The sequence below is a fragment of the Nitrobacter hamburgensis X14 genome, assembly GCF_000013885.1.
Lineage (GTDB): Bacteria > Pseudomonadota > Alphaproteobacteria > Rhizobiales > Xanthobacteraceae > Nitrobacter > Nitrobacter hamburgensis.
Window position 1 is genome coordinate 844,687 of the sequence record NC_007964.1, and the last position, 16,333, is coordinate 861,019.

Below are 16,333 nucleotides of genomic sequence, written 5' to 3' on the forward strand. Positions count from 1 at the left end.
AAACGCTATAGCGCGGTATCTCGCGACGAGGCCCGCCACAATTTTCCTCGTAAAATTTGAGCGTTCGCCTGAACGGTTTCCAAGAAAAGTTGCTGCCATAACCCGTGAATGAAATCGCGGGGGCCGGAATGGTTGAGAAAGTCGTAACGGGAGATCGCAACGTCCTTGATTTCCGCAGCTATCAACAGTTGCGGAAATCCGTGGTGGACAACGCGGCCGTGTGTGTTGCGGCAGGTCTCGCGCGAACCTGCCGGCATTGCGGCGCCGCGTTGCTCGAGGGCGAGAGCGACGACGATTGTTCCAGCGCGGGAGTTGTGGCGCCCGCGTTGCGTGCGCCACCGCGCCGGTTTTGTGCGGAGTGAAGCGCTTCGTTCGTCGGCACTCGCTCCGCAATGATGCGAATTCCCTTCCCCGCAAGCGGGAGAGGTGGCTCTTACCGGCGTGGTTCTACTTGCAACTCAGCTTCCGCTAAACATGCTGGCCGCCGTTGATGTGGATCTCCGCGCCGTTGACGTATGAGCTCGTCTCCGTGCACAGCACATAGATGATCTTCGCCACTTCGTCCGGCGTGCCGAGGCGACGCAGCGGGATCTGCCGCTGGACGATCTTCTCGGTGCCCGGCGACAGGATCGTGGTGTCGATCTCGCCCGGCGCGATTGCATTGACGCGCACGCCGATGCGGCCGAAGTCCGCCGCCATCTCGCGGGTCAGCGAGGCCAGCGCCGCTTTCGAGGTTGAATAGGCCGCGCCCGCGAACGGATGCACGCGCGAGCCGGCGATCGAGGTGACGTTCACAACGGAGCCTTTCGCGGCCTTCAGTTCCCCGATCAGTCCGCGCGCCAGCATGATCGGCGCCATGAAGTTGACGCGGAACACTTTCTCCCAGGTCTCCATGTCGGTGTTCAGCGAGCCGAGCCGCGCGCCGCCCTCGCCCTTCGGCGAGATCGCGGCATTGTTGACCAGCGCGTGCAGCCTGCCGCCCTCGAGTCGCGATCGGATCTCCCGGATCGCCTGCATCGTATTGTCGGGGTCGGACAGGTCGACCTGGATATGATCCTCGGGTCCGGCATCCCACGGGCACTGCTCGGGAAACGGATGCCGAGAACAGGTGATGACGCGCCATCCCGCGCTGGAAAACCGGATCACGGTCGCGTGGCCGATGCCGCGACTCGCGCCGGTCAAGAGGAGCGTGCGGCGGGGCGCGTTGGGGTCGGCCACCGCCGCCGCCGGATCGGGTCGCGGCTTCGCCTTGTCGGGAGTCATGGGTACAGCCTTGTCTTGGTCCACGGCGCATCAGGCGCCGTGCGGCGGAATTCGATGCGGTCGTGCAGGCGGAACGGACGATCGTGCCAGAATTCGAATTGCGCGGGCGTGATCCGCCATCCGCGCCAGCCCGGCGGCCGTGGCACGCTGCCGATGATATATTTTGCGGCTTGCTTGGCGATGGCCTGCTCGAACGCGAAACGGCTTTCCAGCGGCTGCGACTGCTTGCTGGCCCAGGCGCCGATCTGCGCCTGCTTCGGCCGGGTGGCGAAATAGGCGTCGGCCTCGGCATCGGTTACCGGCGTCACCGGCCCGCGCAAGCGGACCTGCCGGCGCAGCGACTTCCAGTGAAACAGCAGCGCCGCTTTGGGGTTTGCGGCGAGTTCGCGGCCCTTGGCGCTGGCAATGTGGCTGTAGAACACGAAGCCCTGGGTATCATAGCCCTTCATCAGCACCATGCGCACGTCGGGCAGGCCGTCGGCATCGGCGGTGGCGAGCGCCATGGCGTCGGGATCGTTGGGTTCAGACGCGACGGCTTCCGCGAACCACGCCGCGAACAGGGCGAAGGGCTCCGACGCTTCCGTGAAATCACCGGACGTTAACTGGCTTGTGTGCTTGATGTCCGAGGTGTCGTTCATGCGGGGAGTCCACAGGTTGCGCCGGTCTGCCGTCGAAAGTCCGTTGCGGTCCTTATACAGCGCAAACCTGTATAGGGCATGCTCGCGTGGTATCCTATCCGCGATCAGGCCTGCTGCCGCCGTTGTGACGGCGATTCTGGTCGGGGCGTCGGTAGGAGGTTGCAGTCTGGCGCGCACTGACGGGGCTTTCGCGCAGATGGGCCCCAATGATACCACCGGATCGATCGGGGCGCCCGCGCGCACCGGTCCGACGGACACCGATCTCGCCTTCGCCCGCACCGCGGCGTCCGACGTACTGACCAAAGGGGACAAGGATGCGAGCCAGCCGTGGGAAAACCCCTCGACCGGCGCGCGGGGCTCGGTGACGCCACTGGCAGAGGCCTACACGGCCGAGGGCCGTACCTGCCGGGATTTTTTGGCGAGTTACGTTAACGGAAAGTCCGAAAGCTGGCTGCAGGGCGCGGCGTGCCGGTCCGGCGGCCGCTGGGAGATCCAGTCGCTCAAACCCTGGCGGCGAAGTTAGAGTGTTTTCTTGACGCGAACCGGTATCCATCCTCGGGTCAAGCCCGAGGACATGCTTCGCAAGACGCTATAGATTGCAGGATAGATTGCAGGGGCGAATGGCTCGCCAACCCGTTGCAAAAATGCCACGGATACCCCAGATGTTAGGCGCGTGGGTCCGGGGGCCCATGGTCCAGATTTCCTGAAGGAGACGACACGGATGCGGGACCCCTATGAGGTCTTGGGGGTGCAGCGGAGCGCCAACGCCGCGACGATCAAAAGTGCTTTTCGCAAGCTCGCGAAGAAGCACCATCCCGATGCCAACAAGAACGACCCGAAGGCCGCCGAACGCTTCGCGGAGCTGAATTCCGCCAACGAGATTCTCGGCGACGAAGCCAGGCGCAAACAGTTCGACCGCGGCGAGATCGGCGCCGACGGCAAGCCGCGCTTTCAGGGTTTCCCGGGCGGCGGCGGCCCGCGCGGCGCGCGGCCCGGCGGCGGCTTCGAGCAGTACGGCTTCCGCGGCGGCGGCGGTCCGGGTTTCGATGGCGGCGGCGGGTTCGAGGACGTTCTCAACAGCATGTTCGGCGGTGCCGCGCGGGGTGGACGCCGGCCCGGCGCGCAGTCGTTCGACTTCGACTCCAGTACGTTCGGCGCACCTGATCTCGATCTCAACGTCGCCATGACGGTGTCGCTGGAGGATTCGGTCAAGGGCGGCGAGAAACGTGTCCGCCTGTCCAGCGGCAAGGAACTCAATGTCAGGATTCCGGCCGGCGTCACCTCGGGTCAGCAGATTCGGCTGAGAGGGCAGGGCGACACCGCGCCCGGCCATCGTCCCGGCGATCTCCTGATCACGGTGACGGTGGCGCCGCATCCGTTCTTCAAGGTCGACGGCAGCGACCTGCGCGCCGACCTGCCGATCACGCTCTATGAGGCGGTGCTCGGCAGCAAGGTGCGGGTGCCGACGCTCGGCGGCGCGGTCGAACTCTCGATCCCGAAAAACACCTCGAGCGGCCGCACCTTCCGCCTCAAGGGCAAGGGCATACCGAAGGGCGGCGCATCCGGCGATCTGTTCGTCACCACGCGCATCATCCTGCCCGACGGCAACGACGCCGACCTCGAGGCCTTGATGCAGAAGTGGCGCGACGCGCACCCCTACAATCCCCGCGGCGATCTATAGCGTTTTGCGAAGCATGTCCTCGGGCTTGACCCGAGGATGATACCGGTTCGCGTGAAGAAAACGCGTCAAATAAAAATGAAAGAGCCCGCTTCTGATTCCATCAGAAGCGGAAAGGCTCTGGGTTAGCGCGTATTCCGATCGCAAAACCGGTATCCGCTTTAGCGGACTACGCGCTATCCGCAGTCGGCCGCAAAAGCATCGAGCAACGCGTTGAAGCTTTCCGCCTGCTCCCATTGCAGGATGTGGCCGGCGCCGGGAACGGTCTGGACGGCGCCGCGCCACAGAGTCGGCATCGCCAGCGTCTTGACGTAATCGCCGTTGATGAGTTGTTCCTCTGCGCCATGCAGCACCGCGAGCGGCCGGGTCAGGCTGGCGATAACCGCGACCTCGTCGCGGAAACCGCCCGGCGTGATGCTTGCGCCGAGATTCTTGCGAGCGTGGCCGTCCGTTCGCAGCACGTCGTCGATCATGAAAGCCGGCAGATCGGCGACGCCGGGCCTGAAGGCCGCTGCGACATAGCCCCGCGCCTGCTTATCGGTGAGATCGCGCGCGAAGGTGCAGGCCATCGCCGGATGCATCAGGAATGCCTGCTTGACCGCGGGCGGAAACCCAAACGGCGGCGTGCCGAAGATCGCAAAACCCTTGGCCTGCGGCAGCTCGGGCGCGGCCTCCAGCACGATATGTCCGCCGAGGCTCCAGCCGACGAAGACCGCGTCCGCAGCGTCAAGATGCGCGACGACATCGTGCAGCACGCGCGCATAGCCCGGCAGGGTGTAGGTCGCGGCGGGATCGGCCGCATCGTCGGACTCGCCGTGGCCCGGCAAGTCGAACGCGATCACGCGATGGGTCCGGCCGAGATTTCCATCCAGTTGCCGCGCAAAAGCCTTTGACGACGCCGAGTTGCCGTGAACCAGAACGATGGCGCTGCCGGTGCCGGCGGATTGCCGGTACGCGATCCGGCCCGCGTCCGTTGTGATGCTTCCGGTCGCCATTCGATCAAACCTCCGGTTGTAGTGATGCCGCGGCGGGAAGATGACCTGAAAACGCCGGCTGCGGAAGAGGGCCGCCGCCTCGCGTGTCCCGGATGCGATGCCGCGGGTGAGTGACGCATCCCTGCCCGTATTTCGCTGAACAGGAAATAGTGTATAGCTCGGCGCATCAATTCTCGCCGTCATGCCCCACCTCGTGCGGGCATTCACTTTTTCATAGGCATTCCGGCTATTCTTGACATGCCCACCATCTACTACATCCGCCACGGCAAGACCGAATGGAACGCCGATGGTCGCTTCCAGGGCTTGCAGGATATTCCGCTCAACGATCTCGGCCGCGCCGAGGCGGTGAAGGCGGGCGATATTCTGCACGAGCTGTTCGCGCGCGACGGCCGCGACCCCTCCGGGTTGGCCTTTGTCACGAGCCCGCTGGTGCGCGCGCGCGGCACCATGGAATTGATGCGCGGCGTGCTGAGCCTGCCGCCGCATGACTATGCGGTCGACGACCGGCTGCGCGAGGTCGGTTACGGACACTGGGAAGGCATGACCCTGGCGCAGATGCAGGCCGCCCATCCCGATGTGTTCGCGGCCCGCGAGGTCGACAAATGGAGCGTGGCGCCGCCGGGCGGCGAAAGCTATGCCTCGGCCACTTCGCGGTTGCGCGATTGGTATCACTCGCTGAAATCGGGCACCGTCGCCGTGGCGCATAGCGGCACGGCGCGGGCGTTGATGGTTGTGCTCGGCCTTCAGGCGCCGGAGGATGCCGCCAGTCTGCGGATCGAGCAGGGCGCGGTGTACGTGTTCGGCGAGGACGGTCTGGCGAAGTATACCTGAGAAGTATAGCTGATATGTGTTCCGCATGACGACCGCCGTCATGCCCGGATCAAGCCTGGACGAGCCCGGCGGTGACGAATGTTGCGATTTCCGCAACATGCCGCTACGAGAAGTAGTGATTTCGCTGCTGCGGATTGTTTATGTCCCACAACACCTTCGGCCATCTGTTTCGGGTTACGACCTTTGGCGAGAGCCACGGGGTTGCGATCGGCTGCGTGGTCGACGGCTGCCCGCCGCAGCTCGCCCTGACGGTTGAAGAGATCCAGCGCGATCTCGATCGCCGTCGTCCCGGCCAGTCGCGCTTCACCACGCAGCGGCAGGAGGCCGATCAGGTTAAAATCCTGTCCGGCGTGATGGAGACCGCGAGCGGGCAGGTCACCACCGGCGCGCCGATCGCGCTGCTGATCGAGAACACCGACCAGCGTTCGAAGGACTATTCCGAGATCAAGGACAAGTTTCGTCCCGGCCACGCCGACTTCACCTATGAAGCCAAATACGGGCTGCGCGACTATCGCGGCGGCGGACGCTCGTCTGCGCGCGAGACCGCGACGCGCGTTGCTGCTGGCGCCATCGCGCGAAAGATCGTGCCGGGCGTGACCGTGCGCGGCGCGCTGGTGCAGATGGGGCCGCACAGAATCGATCGCGAGAAATGGGACTGGAACGAGATCGCGAGGAATCCGTTCTTCTGTCCCGACAAGGACAAGGCCGCGTTCTTCGAGAGCTATCTCGACGGTATCCGCAAAAGTGGTTCGTCGATCGGCGCCGTGATCGAGGTGGTGGCCGAAGGGGTGCCCGCAGGACTTGGCGCGCCAATCTATGCCAAGCTCGACGGCGACCTCGCCGCGGCGCTGATGAGCATCAACGCGGTCAAGGGCGTCGAGATCGGCGCGGGCTTCGGCGCTGCGGAATTGTCCGGTGAGGACAATGCCGACGAGATGCGCAGTTCTTCGTCCAATATGGGCAACAACGGCCCCGTGTTTCTGTCCAACCACGCCGGCGGCATTCTCGGCGGCATCTCGACCGGCCAGCCGGTGGTGGCGCGGTTCGCGGTCAAGCCGACCTCGTCGATCCTGTCGCCGCGCAAGACCGTCGATCGCAACGGCGCAGACACCGATATCTTCACCAAGGGTCGCCACGACCCTTGCGTCGGTATCCGCGCGGTTCCGGTGGGCGAGGCCATGGTCGCCTGCGTGCTGGCCGATCATTTTCTGCGTCATCGCGGGCAGGTCGGCCCGCGCTGAGGTTTCGCAATTTTAGAGCGGGATGCGGGCGGAAAACCGCTACACACTTTTCCTCATCCCACTCTATTCTTCAGGCTCGGTGGTGAACAGCAGCGGGAAGCCCATTGCCCGCCCGGCATCGGTGGCGCGGGTCGCCTTGGTCTCCGCGACGTCCCTGGTGAAAACGGCGACAACGCAACAACCGAGCCGATGCGCGGTAATCATCACCTTGTGCGCCTGGTCCTCGGTCAGGCCGAATTCGGCCATCAGCACCGTCACGACGAATTCGCGCGGCGTGTAATCGTCGTTGTGGAGAATGACCTTGTGCAGACGCGGGCGCTCGGTCCTTGGTTCGACGTTGGTTCGAGGTTTGATGGCGGTATCGCTCATTCCGGCTTTAACCTTTGACTGGAACGCTTCGAGCAAAGCATGTCCCCGGGCTTGACCCGAGGATAGACACCGGTTCGCGTGACGAAAACGCGTCAAGTCAAACATGGAGCCGCATTCATCCGGCGGATGCGGCCTTGACCGGAAGAATATAACGTCGGAAGGGGCCGCAAAGGGGGCGGCATTACCCACCCGCGACCGTGCGGGCGGCGAACGCCGCCGCCCGTGTTTTCCGCGATCAGGCCGCGCGGACCGTGTGCAGGAAATTCTCGACCTCGGTTTTCAGGCGGGTGCTTTCTGTGGACAGCATTTGCGCCGACGACAGGACCTGGCTCGATGCCGAACCGGTTTCGCCGGCGCCGCGGCTGACCTCGGTGATGCTGGAGGCGACCTCGCCGCTGCGCTGGGCCGCGTGCTGGACGTTGCGGGCGATCTCCTGCGTCGCTGCGCCCTGTTCTTCGACCGCGGCGGCGATCGCCGATGAAATTTCGGAAATCAGCTTGATGGTGGTCCCGATCTCGCGGATCGCCGTCACCGAGTCCCGGGTCGCGGCCTGTATGTCCGTGATCTGAGCGCTGATCTCGTCGGTCGCTTTCGCGGTCTGCGCCGCCAGCGTCTTGACTTCCGAGGCGACCACCGCGAAGCCGCGGCCGGCATCCCCGGCCCGCGCCGCCTCGATGGTGGCGTTGAGCGCCAGCAGATTGGTCTGCTCGGCGACCGCCGTGATCAGTTTGACGACGTCGCCGATCCGGCCCGCCGCCTGGGACAGCTCCGCAATGTTGCTGTCGGTCTGTTCGGCCTGTCTGACGGCGTCGCCGGCGACGCGGCTCGCCTCCTGGACCTGCCGGCCGATTTCATGAACGGAGGAGGTGATTTCCTCGGTGGCGCTGGCGACCGACTGCACGTTGGAAGAAACCTCCTGCGAGGCGGCGGCCGCTTCGCCGGATGTCCGGCCGGTGGTCTCTGCCGTTGTCGTCAGGGTGTTGGCGGCCGCCTCGAGTTCGGTCGAGGACGACGACAGCGAGCCCACCAGTTCGCCGATCATCGATTCGAACTGGCGGGTGAGGGTATCGACGCGCTGGGCGCGCCGGATCTTTGCGTCGGCGTCCTGCGCCGCGGCCTCGTCGGCCGCCTTCTTGGCGATCAGCGCATTCTTGAAGATCTGAAGCGCATCCGCCATCGTGCCGACTTCGTTCTTTTCGCCCTGATGCGGGACGACCGCGGAAAGATCTCCGGCGCCCAGCTTCCGCATCGGCGCGACGATCGAGGCGATCGCGTGCGAGATGTCGCGCACCAGGTAGATTCCGATGCCGATGCCGAAGATCAGCGCCAGCGACACGATGGCGACCACGATCGTGAAGGCCGAGTTGTAGCTCCGGCTGGCCGCATGGCCCGCGGCGTCGGCCTCCTTGTGGTTCAGCGCGATGCCCTCGCGCAAGGTGTCGTCGGCCGTTCGGCCGACCGGCTCGATCTTGCGGTCGTTCAGATCGAGGCTGGCCTGGAGGTCGCCCTTTCGCGACACGGCGAGCAGTTCGCGAACGCCCGCGACATAGGACGTCCACTGCGTGGAAAACGCGTCGTAGATTCGTCGTTCGTCGGGAGCCGTGATCATGGCCTCGTAGGCCTTGCGGGTCTCGTCTACGGCCTGTCCGGCGGTGTCCAGCGTTTTCTCGGCGGCATCTTTTCCGGCGGCGTCGGCAGCGAGCAGGTGGGAGCGGACCGCGGCTCCGTAGGCGATGGTGTTGGCGCGCAACTCGCCGAGTTCGCGGACGCTGGGAAGCCAGTTGGTCCGGAGGTCGACGGCGCGATCGTGGATGGTTTCCATTTCAAGCACGGACAACGTGCCCATTGCGGCCATGGCCAGCAGGAGAAACGAGATAGCGGAGATGATCTTGGCGCGAATTGATAGGCGGGAAAGCATCATTCTGATCCTTTGGATAGTCTGCCTTGTTGGCTGACGGAACGTCGAGGGCGCCCGGCCTGCGGCGGCTCGCGCTGAAATTATGGGACGTTCCTGTCGAAGGCCGCTACCCGCTGCGGGGTACCGGGGTTCGTTTCCGGATCATGAACAAGTTGAATGAAATGTTCGTAAACAACGTATGCGCGCGGACTCCGCGTCGATCAGAAGCAGCCGCGCGTGTCCTGCAAGAAGAGCGGTAGCAGTGGCAAGTAGAACCACCTACGACGCCGCTCGTGCCATGGCGACGAAGTTGCCGATGATGGTCACCGGACGATAGCCAGCGGTGGATTTGTCCAGTCCGGTTATTTCAGTTCAAGGAGACCTCCTCACGAGGAGCAAAGGCGAATCGTGACTGTCAAATCCGCTCCACAAGGACCTGCTCCAGGTTCGCAAAGAACTTCTGCCACCCGAACTTGGCGCCCTGATAGGCTTGTTGCTGATCCGGCCGGAAGCCCGATTGCTCCATGCGCAGGCGGGTGCCCGTGCCCGTAGGCGTGAGAGTCCAGGTCACCACGCTCTCCAGACCCATCGCGGCTCCAGGTGTAAGACAATGTTTTGCTCGGCTCGATGGCCAGGACCTGACAGTCGACAGCCCCCCAGTCACCGCGAAGATTGAAACGGTGGTCCATGACGGGTTTGAAGTCGCTCTTCATGAGCCACCCTTCGATGAGGTGTGGTTGCGTCAATGCACCCCAGATCTTTTCGGGCGGAAACGGCATGTCTCGCTCGACGACGACGGAGAGCGTTTCGGTCGCAGCGTTGCTCATTGGTCCATCCTTTTGAGTAGATCTTCGAGGTCGTCGAAGCGGCTTTGCCAGAAGCCGGCCATCTGCCTTGTCCAGTCCATCAGCGGGGCAAGCGCGCCGAGTTGTGCGCTGTAGTGCGTTTGACGGCCTTCATGGCGGTCGCGCACCAGTCCGGCCTGCTTCAGGACGCCGAGATGTTTTGAGACGGCTGGTTGCGACACTCCGGCCCGAGCCGTCAGGGCACCGACCGTCTGCTCTCCTTCGCGGCACAACCTCTCAAAGAGGGCGCGCCGGGTCGGATCGGCGAGCGTTCGGAACAGCACATCGGGGGCGTTCGGCATTTGAGATCAATAACTCGTTGGCTATTGATTTACATATAACTATCAAGCTATGCGTGAGTCAAGCGTAGAACCTAAGCTGAGCGTAACAACGCGCGCTTTGTGGGAGCCGGTCTTGAAACATCGCCGCCCTCAAGGAATCTATCATCGCCCCATGGTTATGCATGGTGCGGTTACGGCCACGCGGGCAGGCGTCTCACATCTTCGCTTCAAGTATCAGATTGAAGGGCGTCTCCGCGGCGCGGCGAACGCGGGAGAAGCCGCTCTTTTTTACCACCTCGCTGAGCCGCGCTTCACCGGCTTGCGCGCCGAGCGCGAGGCCGACTTCCTGCGCCAGCGACGCCGGCGTGCAGACCATGGTGGACGCCGCATAGAACAACCGGCCGACCGGATTAAGGTTGTCTTCCAGCTTGTCGTTGGCGAACGGCTCGACCAGCATGCAGGTGCCGTCCTTGGCCATCGTCTCCCTGACGTGGCTGAGCGCGCCGACAGGGTCGCCCATGTCGTGCAGGCAATCGAAGAAGCACACCAGATCGTAGTCATTCGCCGGATAAGTCTTGGCGGTGGCGACGGCGAAGGTGACGCGTTCGCTCACACCCTCACTGGCTGCGGTCGCTTGTGCTGCGGCGAACCCGGATGCGCGTCGAAGCCGAAGAAATGCGAGTTCGGATAGGCTTTGGCCATCAGCAGCGTCGAGATGCCGTGGCCGCAGCCGACATCGGCCACCTTGGCGCCGCGTTCGAGTTTGGCCATCACGCCATCGAGCGCGGGCAACCATTCCTGCACCAGATGATGTTTGTAGGTCGTACGGAAGAAGCGCGCGGTGCCGCAGAACAGACACTCGGCGCGATCGTTCCAGCCGACACCCTTGCCGCTCTTGAAGGCATCCGAGATCTTCGGCTCATCGAGCATGATCGCCGCCATCATGTCGCCGATCGCGCCCATGAACACCGGGCTGTCGTCGTCGGCGAACACCATCGCCTGTTCCGGTTGCATCGAGAATGTCTTCGTCGTTGCGTCATACTCGACGTAGCCCGATGCGGCCTGCGCCGACAGCCATTCGCGCACGTAGCGTTCGGTGGTGTCGGTGGCTTGCGCCAGTTCGGCGGGCGTCATCGGACCTTTGCTGGCCAGCGCCTTGTAAAGCCCGAGGCGGTCGCCGGTGCGGATCAGCGCGGCGTTGGCGGCGGCGCCGATGTCGCCGACCATCTTGCCCATGAATTGATTCAGTCGATCCATATTCACGTCCATGAAAGCCTCCTGTGAGGGTTCATTGGTGACGATGCATCACGTGAAGTCATAGGGCTCGGCGTCTCCAGCGGCGCGATCATGCGCGGGGCGGTAATGGCCGTAGCGTCAGCGGCAGCGACGCTCGACGGATGACAAACGGGTCCTTCGGTCGTCAGTCATTGTACGCCGCGGCAGGTTCAACGCCGACGTAAAAACTTCGCGACCAGTTCCACATGCGGCGAATGCCGGAACTGGTCGACGGGGGTCACGGTTTCGAGCCGGTAGCCGCCATCGATCAGGATGCGCGCATCGCGAGCGAATGTCGCGATGCTGCACGACACCGCAACGATGACGGGAATCTTGCTGGCGGCGAGTTGCTTGCTCTGCGCTTGTGCGCCCTGCCGCGGCGGATCGAATACCGCGACGTCGATGTCGCGCAGCTCTTGCGTCAGCAGCGGGCGGCGGAACAGGTCGCGGGCCTCGGCCTTGACCGGCTTCAGGCCATGCGTGGTTGCAGCGGCTTTTTGCAAGGCGCCGATCGCGCCGGCGTCGCTGTCGAAGGCCGTGACCCGGGCGCCAGCCGCGAGCCGCAGCGCGAACGGGCCGACGCCGCAGAACAGGTCGGCGATATGCCTGGCCTTGCCGCAATGCGCGGCCACCAGCGCCGCCAGCGCTTCCTCGCCAGCGACAGTCGCCTGCAGGAACGAGCCCGGCGGCAGGACGAGCCGCGCGGCGCCGATGCCGATCTCCGGCGGCGCGCGCATCAGCACCAGTTCGCCGTGACGGGTCAGCCGCGCCAGCCGGTGCGCCTCGGCGACGCGAGACAGTGTCGCGATCAGCGCGGCGGGCAGCGGTCCAGAGCCGCGGACATCGACATCGAGGCCATTGTCGGCGGCGGTCACCTGGATATCGAGCGGCTTGTTCGCAGGCCTCAGCACATCGGCCAGCGCGCGCGCCGCATCGAGCGCGCCGTGCAAAGCGGGATCGAGGATCGGGCAGGTGTCGATCGGCACGATGGCATGGCTGTTCGGCGCGGCGAATCCGACGCGCATCCCGCCGTTCTCGCCACGCCGGGCATGGACGGTGATCCGCCGTCGTCCCGCGCCGTGCGCGTCGATCAGATCAGTCACCTCGCACCCGATGCCGGCCTGCGTCAGCGTGTCGATCACGATCTGCCGCTTCCAGGCGCGGTAGGCCTCTGGCTGCCAGTGCTGGACGGCGCAGCTGCCGCAGGCGCCGAAGTGCGGACAGAACGGCGCGATCCGCTCGGGGCTCGGCGTTGCGACACGGAGGAGTCGCGCGCGGTCGGGACGGCCCGCGAGCGGCTCGACCTCCACGGTTTCGCCTCCGAGCGCGTAGGGGACGAAAACGTTGCCGCCATCCGTCAGCGCGACGCCGTCGCCGCGATGGCCGACGTGATCGATGACCAGGTGTTTGGTCATGCGGTGCGCGAGTTCTGGAAGAGAGATGGCGTCATTGCGAGGAGCACTTGCGACGAAGCAATCCAGCTTTTTGCTACAACAATCTGGATTACTTCGCTGGTGCTCGCAATGACGGCAATGTGTTCAGCCACGGCGGGCCCCGAGGAAGAATTCGATGTTGCCGTCGCCGCCGGTGATCGGGGAGGGGAAGACGTCGATCTCGGTGCATCCGAGCGTCGCCGCGAAGGCCGCGATGTCGTCGCACACCGCCCGATGCACCGCCGCGTCGCGGACGATGCCCTTCTTGATCGCGGCGCGCGGCGCCTCGAATTGCGGCTTGATAAGCGCCAGCAGATGCATCGGCGCCGCCGCCAGCGCCAGCGCGACCGGGAGAATGGCCTTCAGCGAAATGAAGCTCGCATCCATCACCACCACGTCCGGCCGCTGCGGCAGCCGCTTGCCTTCGAACGAGCGGATGTCGGTGGACTCCATTGACACCACGCGGGGGTGGCCACGCAGGCTCGGATGCAGTTGATCGCGGCCGACATCGACCGCGAAGACCAGGCCCGCGCCGCCCGCGAGCAGCACCTCGGTGAAGCCGCCGGTCGAGGCGCCGACATCGAGGCAGACGTGGTTTTCGATCTCGATCGGATAGCGCTCCAGCGCGCCGGCAAGCTTGACGCCGCCGCGCGACACGTAGGGATGCGCGGGTTGAGCTGTGAGCGTGGCATCGACGGGAATCGTTTCGGAGACTTTCGTCACAACCTTGCCGTTGGCGGTGACGAGCCCGGCCTCGATCGCAGCCTGCGCCCGCGCCCGGCTCTCGAACAGGCCGCGCTCGACCAGCAGCACGTCGGCGCGCTTGCGGGCGAGGGGTTCGGTGCTGTTGCGCTTCGCCATGGTGAGCTCAAAACCTTGCGGCCGGTCGGACGCCGATCTTATGCAAGGCGCACGGACCTCGGGGGCCTGCCAGATGGATTTTCATGCGAGAATGCCTTGCAACGGTCGTCCCTCATGATGAGGAGCGCGTCGCGATGCGCACAGTCTGCTTCCTCTCCCCGCCGGGGAGAGGGGTGGGATGAGGGGGTCTCTCGCGAGGGGCGCGCGCCCTCACCGTCTTGAGGCTCAGGCCAGCTTGACGGTCTCGGTGGTGACGTCCTTGCCGAGCGCCTCGAACACCTTGGCGACGATGCCTCGGTCATCAAGCCCGACGCTGGCGTACATCGCGTTCGGCGTGTCGTGGTCGAGAAACTCGTCCGGCAGCACCATCGCGCGCACGCGCACCTGGCCGCTGTCGAGCGCGCCGTGCTCCGCCAGCGTCTGCATCACATGGGAGCCGAAGCCGCCGATCGAGCCTTCCTCGATCGTGATCAGAACGTCGTGGTCGCGCGCGAGCTTGAGCACCAGATCGACGTCGAGCGGTTTCATGAAGCGGGCGTCGGCGATGGTGGTGGAGAGACCGTGCGCGGCGAGTTCGTCGGCTGCCTTCTCGCACTCGGCGAGGCGGGTACCGAGCGACAGCAGCGCGACCTTGCTGCCCTGGCGGACGATGCGGCCCTTGCCGATCGGGAGCGGAACACCGACCTCGGGCATTTCGACGCCGCGGCCTTCCCCGCGCGGATAGCGCACCGCGCTCGGGCGATCGTTGATCGCAACCTGCGTCGCGACCATGTGCACCAGTTCGGCCTCGTCGGAGGCGGCCATGATAACGAAATTCGGCAGGCAGCCGAGATAGGCGTTGTCGAACGAGCCTGCATGTGTCGCGCCGTCGGCGCCGACGAGGCCGGCGCGGTCGATGGCGAAGCGCACCGGTAGCGACTGGATCGCCACGTCGTGCACGATCTGATCGTAACCGCGTTGCAGGAAGGTCGAATAGATCGCGCAGAACGGCTTGAAGCCCTCGGTGGCGAGGCCGGCGGCGAAGGTCACCGCATGCTGTTCGGCAATGCCGACGTCGAATGTGCGCTTCGGAAATGCCTTGTTGAAGATGTCGACGCCGGTGCCGGACGGCATCGCTGCTGTGATCGCGATGATCTTGTCGTCCTTCTCGGCTTCCTTGACGAGACTCTGGCCGAACACGTTCTGGTAGGCGGGCGCGTTCGGCTTGGACTTGGATTGCGCGCCGGTGGAGACGTCGAACTTGACCACCGCGTGATATTTGTCGGCGGCGGCTTCCGCCGGACCGTAGCCCTTGCCCTTTTGCGTCACGACGTGAAGCAGGATCGGGCCGTTCTCCATATCGCGGACGTTCTTCAAGACCGGCAGCAGGTGATCGAGGTTATGACCGTCGATCGGGCCGACGTAGTAGAAGCCGAGTTCCTCGAACAGCGTGCCGCTGTTGACCATGAAGCCGCGCGAATACTCCTCGACGCGCTCGGCGCGGTCGGCGATCATCTTGGGCAGGTGCTTGCCGAGCTGCTTGGCGGCTTCGCGCAGCGAACGGTAGGTCTTGCCGGAATAGAGCCGCGACAGGTAGGCCGACATCGCGCCGACCGGCGGTGCGATCGACATATCGTTGTCGTTGAGAATGACGATCAACCTCGAATTCATCGCGCCGGCATTGTTCATCGCTTCATAAGCCATGCCCGCGGACATCGCGCCGTCGCCGATCACGGCGATGACGTTGTTCTTGCCGCCGGAGAGATCGCGCGCCACCGCCATGCCGAGGCTGGCCGAGATCGAGGTCGAGGAGTGCGCGGCCCCGAACGGGTCGTAGTCGCTCTCGGTGCGCTTGGTGAATCCGGACAGGCCGCCGCCGGTGCGCAGCGTGCGGATGCGGTCGCGGCGGCCGGTCAGGATCTTGTGCGGGTAGGCCTGATGGCCGACGTCCCAGATCAGCCGGTCGCGCGGGGTGTCGAAGATGTAGTGGATCGCCGTAGTCAGTTCGACCACGCCGAGACCGGCGCCGAAATGTCCTCCCGTCACCGACACCGCGTCGATGGTCTCCTTGCGCAACTCGTCAGCAACCTGCCGGAGCTGCTCGACCCTGAGCTTGCGCAAGTCGGCGGGGGTGCGGATGGTGTCGAGAAGCGGGGTCTTACTGAAATCGGTCACTGCGACATTCCAATTTTGCATGTCCGGGTGCCTTGAACGGCGATCCGACGCTGGCGCCGTCGCGCAACAGACGCCCACGGGCCGCGAAACCTCCCGAACTGAGAAGCTTGAGTCCGAAGTTTGGCTGATGCTCCGGCCGAGAACTGATAGACGTCACTATTTATCGTGTCACCCGGTCCAATCATTTTTTGCAAGCTGCCTGAAGCGCTTACCGCCGCTTGAGCGCCGGCTGCGGAGCAGGTTCGGCAGCGCACAGTTCCAGAAGCATTTACACCAAACCCGCAGCCAAAGCCAACGGGCAGGGCCTTCCACTTGAGGCGACCTTCCACTTGAGTAGGGGAGGCTCTGCCGAAGGTTCAAGGCTTTCCGGAAGCCGGCCTGCCGGAAATCGGAACATTAACGCGGTCGAGGGGCTGAAGTTCAGCCCTGGGAACCGCTGTCGGACGACAATCAATGACAATTAATTCAGGGACACTTAATTTGTGATGTCATTAACAATGTCGTTCCGGATGACCGGAGGGGTCGGGACCACGCAGCGATCGGCCGGAGCAACTGCGGTGCGCGCGGTAGCG

At 64.6% G+C, this 16,333-nt stretch carries 14 protein-coding genes and 2 pseudogenes; 5 read left to right on the top strand and 11 right to left on the bottom strand.

Going from position 1 to position 16,333, the window contains the following annotated elements; translation table 11 throughout:
• The first annotated feature begins 128 nt into the window (after nt 1-128).
• The gene (locus NHAM_RS03950) at nt 129-362 is read left to right on the top strand and encodes a hypothetical protein (protein ID WP_041358708.1); all 234 of its coding nucleotides are present in this window, start codon (nt 129-131) and stop codon (nt 360-362) included.
• Between the two features lie 106 nt (nt 363-468).
• Here NHAM_RS03950 and NHAM_RS03955 read toward each other — a convergent pair whose 3' ends face one another.
• On the bottom strand, nt 469-1,263 hold the full coding sequence (locus NHAM_RS03955; RefSeq protein ID WP_011509347.1) for an SDR family NAD(P)-dependent oxidoreductase: 795 nt from the start codon (nt 1,261-1,263) through the stop codon (nt 469-471).
• A complete protein-coding gene (gene pdxH / locus NHAM_RS03960; protein WP_011509348.1) occupies nt 1,260-1,901 on the bottom strand; it encodes a pyridoxamine 5'-phosphate oxidase in 642 nt (213 codons plus the stop codon). The genes NHAM_RS03955 and pdxH overlap by 4 nt, the downstream gene beginning before the upstream one ends.
• Between pdxH and NHAM_RS03965 the strand changes: the two genes are divergently transcribed.
• Entirely contained in the window at nt 1,900-2,424 is a 525-nt protein-coding gene (locus NHAM_RS03965) for an RT0821/Lpp0805 family surface protein (RefSeq protein WP_245269985.1), read from the top strand. The two genes, pdxH and NHAM_RS03965, sit on opposite strands and share 2 nt — an antisense overlap.
• Before the next feature lie 198 nt (nt 2,425-2,622).
• Nucleotides 2,623-3,582 carry a DnaJ C-terminal domain-containing protein gene (locus tag NHAM_RS03970; protein WP_011509350.1) on the top strand — a complete coding sequence of 320 codons (960 nt, stop codon included), beginning with the start codon at nt 2,623-2,625 and terminating at the stop codon, nt 3,580-3,582.
• 173 nt (nt 3,583-3,755) lie between these two features.
• On the opposite strand, the gene NHAM_RS03975 is transcribed toward NHAM_RS03970, so the two are convergent.
• On the bottom strand, nt 3,756-4,757 hold the full coding sequence (locus NHAM_RS03975; RefSeq protein ID WP_245269986.1) for an alpha/beta fold hydrolase: 1,002 nt from the start codon (nt 4,755-4,757) through the stop codon (nt 3,756-3,758).
• A gap of 54 nt (nt 4,758-4,811) precedes the next feature.
• Between NHAM_RS03975 and NHAM_RS03980 the strand changes: the two genes are divergently transcribed.
• Together NHAM_RS03980 and aroC are read left to right on the top strand one after the other, a co-directional pair.
• Nucleotides 4,812-5,405, top strand: coding sequence for a histidine phosphatase family protein (locus NHAM_RS03980; RefSeq protein ID WP_011509352.1), 594 nt, complete (start codon nt 4,812-4,814; stop codon nt 5,403-5,405).
• A 140-nt stretch (nt 5,406-5,545) separates the two neighbouring features.
• Complete coding sequence (aroC, locus tag NHAM_RS03985) at nt 5,546-6,646, top strand: chorismate synthase (RefSeq protein ID WP_011509353.1); 1,101 nt, start codon at nt 5,546-5,548, stop codon at nt 6,644-6,646.
• Nucleotides 6,647-6,709: 63 nt separating this feature from the next.
• Here aroC and clpS read toward each other — a convergent pair whose 3' ends face one another.
• From clpS to dxs, 8 genes and pseudogenes are all read right to left on the bottom strand, one after another.
• A complete protein-coding gene (clpS, locus tag NHAM_RS03990; protein ID WP_011509354.1) occupies nt 6,710-7,015 on the bottom strand; it encodes an ATP-dependent Clp protease adapter ClpS in 306 nt (101 codons plus the stop codon).
• Nucleotides 7,016-7,250: 235 nt separating this feature from the next.
• A complete protein-coding gene (locus NHAM_RS03995; RefSeq protein ID WP_041358710.1) occupies nt 7,251-8,933 on the bottom strand; it encodes a methyl-accepting chemotaxis protein in 1,683 nt (560 codons plus the stop codon).
• Between the two features lie 394 nt (nt 8,934-9,327).
• Nucleotides 9,328-9,739, bottom strand: a pseudogene (locus NHAM_RS04000) (SRPBCC family protein).
• Entirely contained in the window at nt 9,736-10,059 is a 324-nt protein-coding gene (locus tag NHAM_RS04005; protein WP_011509356.1) for an ArsR/SmtB family transcription factor, read from the bottom strand. The pseudogene NHAM_RS04000 and the gene NHAM_RS04005 overlap by 4 nt, the downstream one beginning before the upstream one ends.
• Nucleotides 10,060-10,252: 193 nt before the next feature.
• Nucleotides 10,253-11,307 (bottom strand): annotated as a pseudogene (locus tag NHAM_RS04010) (class I SAM-dependent methyltransferase).
• 176 nt (nt 11,308-11,483) lie between these two features.
• Entirely contained in the window at nt 11,484-12,728 is a 1,245-nt protein-coding gene (locus NHAM_RS04015; protein ID WP_011509357.1) for a class I SAM-dependent RNA methyltransferase, read from the bottom strand.
• 123 nt (nt 12,729-12,851) lie between these two features.
• Nucleotides 12,852-13,607: a TlyA family RNA methyltransferase gene (locus NHAM_RS04020; protein ID WP_011509358.1), complete on the bottom strand. Its 756-nt coding sequence runs from the start codon at nt 13,605-13,607 to the stop codon at nt 12,852-12,854.
• A 225-nt stretch (nt 13,608-13,832) separates the two neighbouring features.
• On the bottom strand, nt 13,833-15,761 hold the full coding sequence (gene dxs / locus NHAM_RS04025) for a 1-deoxy-D-xylulose-5-phosphate synthase (protein ID WP_041358712.1): 1,929 nt from the start codon (nt 15,759-15,761) through the stop codon (nt 13,833-13,835).
• Between the last annotated feature and the right edge of the window lie 572 nt (nt 15,762-16,333).

Excerpts from the sequence above, each read along its gene's own strand:
- NHAM_RS03950 (WP_041358708.1), top strand. The coding sequence starts at position 129 with ATGGTTGAGAAAGTCGTAACGGGAGATCGCAACGTCCTTGATTTCCGC.
- NHAM_RS03955 (WP_011509347.1), bottom strand. The coding sequence starts at position 1,263 with ATGACTCCCGACAAGGCGAAGCCGCGACCCGATCCGGCGGCGGCGGTG.
- NHAM_RS03965 (WP_245269985.1), top strand. The coding sequence starts at position 1,900 with ATGCGGGGAGTCCACAGGTTGCGCCGGTCTGCCGTCGAAAGTCCGTTG.
- pdxH (WP_011509348.1), bottom strand. The coding sequence starts at position 1,901 with ATGAACGACACCTCGGACATCAAGCACACAAGCCAGTTAACGTCCGGT.
- NHAM_RS03970 (WP_011509350.1), top strand. The coding sequence starts at position 2,623 with ATGCGGGACCCCTATGAGGTCTTGGGGGTGCAGCGGAGCGCCAACGCC.
- NHAM_RS03975 (WP_245269986.1), bottom strand. The coding sequence starts at position 4,757 with ATGACGGCGAGAATTGATGCGCCGAGCTATACACTATTTCCTGTTCAG.
- NHAM_RS03980 (WP_011509352.1), top strand. The coding sequence starts at position 4,812 with ATGCCCACCATCTACTACATCCGCCACGGCAAGACCGAATGGAACGCC.
- aroC (WP_011509353.1), top strand. The coding sequence starts at position 5,546 with ATGTCCCACAACACCTTCGGCCATCTGTTTCGGGTTACGACCTTTGGC.
- clpS (WP_011509354.1), bottom strand. The coding sequence starts at position 7,015 with ATGAGCGATACCGCCATCAAACCTCGAACCAACGTCGAACCAAGGACC.
- NHAM_RS03995 (WP_041358710.1), bottom strand. The coding sequence starts at position 8,933 with ATGCTTTCCCGCCTATCAATTCGCGCCAAGATCATCTCCGCTATCTCG.
- NHAM_RS04005 (WP_011509356.1), bottom strand. The coding sequence starts at position 10,059 with ATGCCGAACGCCCCCGATGTGCTGTTCCGAACGCTCGCCGATCCGACC.
- NHAM_RS04015 (WP_011509357.1), bottom strand. The coding sequence starts at position 12,728 with ATGACCAAACACCTGGTCATCGATCACGTCGGCCATCGCGGCGACGGC.
- NHAM_RS04020 (WP_011509358.1), bottom strand. The coding sequence starts at position 13,607 with ATGGCGAAGCGCAACAGCACCGAACCCCTCGCCCGCAAGCGCGCCGAC.